The organism is Bacillus sanguinis (assembly GCF_018332475.1).
Taxonomy (GTDB): Bacteria; Bacillota; Bacilli; order Bacillales; family Bacillaceae_G; genus Bacillus_A; species Bacillus_A sanguinis.
Genome location: NZ_BOQB01000636.1, coordinates 1 through 1,277 on the forward strand (window position 1 = coordinate 1; position 1,277 = coordinate 1,277).

General features: G+C 28.2%; 2 protein-coding genes and 1 pseudogene. 1 reads left to right on the forward strand and 2 read right to left on the reverse strand.

Annotated elements, in window-relative coordinates; all coding sequences use genetic code 11:
* Both KI369_RS28950 and KI369_RS28955 read right to left on the reverse strand, forming a co-directional pair.
* Positions 1-166: tautomerase family protein (locus KI369_RS28950; RefSeq protein WP_212959055.1), on the reverse strand; the 166-nt coding region annotated here is incomplete at its 3' end.
* A gap of 41 nt (positions 167-207) precedes the next feature.
* Positions 208-746 (reverse strand): annotated as a pseudogene (locus KI369_RS28955) (DUF4865 family protein).
* Positions 747-866: 120 nt separating this feature from the next.
* Here KI369_RS28955 and KI369_RS28960 point away from each other — a divergent pair.
* Positions 867-1,277 (forward strand): LysR family transcriptional regulator (locus KI369_RS28960; RefSeq protein ID WP_212959054.1); only part of this gene is annotated, 411 nt, incomplete at its 3' end.

Here is a 1,277-nt window from a genome sequence, read left to right on the forward strand (position 1 = left end):
AATGATATAAAAAGTGATTTTGTTGATAAGGTAAAAACATTTGAAAAAAATCATTTTCAGGGATGTTAAAATGTTCAATTAATGAAAGATGAATACATTCACCTATCTTTTTAATCTCTTCTTTATTTAATTTATTTTCATGATAATAAACGTTCACAAAAGGCATACAGTTTCATACCTTTTCTTAATTTAACATTCAACAAATTTTCATCGTGAAATGTACAAAATCTCATATACTGTAACACCCTTATTCGCTGTAATATCAGGCTTCTCTTCATAAAAATTAAACCGACTATATCCCCATTTATCTGGATTATATACTATTACATTCCCTAAACAATTTTCTACATGTTGATCCACAATGATAGATTGAATCCCAATCAATGATTCACTTTGTTGAATACTTCCCTCATATTCAACAACATATCTACATTTCTTAAAATCATCCTTTACATTAACAACTAATGGAACACCTAAATTTATTTGTTGCCATCCAAAAGATTGTAAAATATTATCGTAATACCCTTCAAAAATAAATTTGTTCATTCCTTCATGACCATTCCAAACATATAAAGGTGCATAACAGTTATAGAAATTCCCGTCTTTACCTGCCTCAGTAATTAAATATGCTTTGAAATTTAGTTCTTGAAAACCATCCGTTTTATGTCCATTATCCTTTACCCTTTTTTTATAATCTCCATATCATAATCCTTTGGCAAAATGACCTTATATTGCATTCCAATCATGTTTATCACTCACTTTCTATCTTATATACAAAATGATAAACCGATAATTGACTAACGTAAAATAGGTATAAATTATGTTTGATATCATTTATAATGATACCGTATAAGGGGTTGTGATAAATGGAAATAAATGATCTTATTATATTCAAAACTGTAGCTAGTGAAGGTTCTATTAGTAAAGCTGCTAAAGAGTTAGGATATGTTCAGCCAAACGTAACTGAACGAATCAAAAAATTAGAACAAGAATTAGAAACTCCTTTGCTACATAGAGATAATAAAGGCGTTTCCTTATTACCTTCTGGTGACATTTTATTAGACTATACGAATCAAATATTAACTTTAGTAGAAGAAGCGAAAGATAAAATAAAAACGAGTGGTTCTTCTTATATAATAGCGACGTCACAATCGATTTTGACCAATTATGTAAGTAAGCGTATTAAAGAAAATTTCAGGAATTATCAAATATATGTAGAAAATAGTAGTCATTTGCATAAATTACTGCAACAACAAAAAGTTGATATGGTCATTACT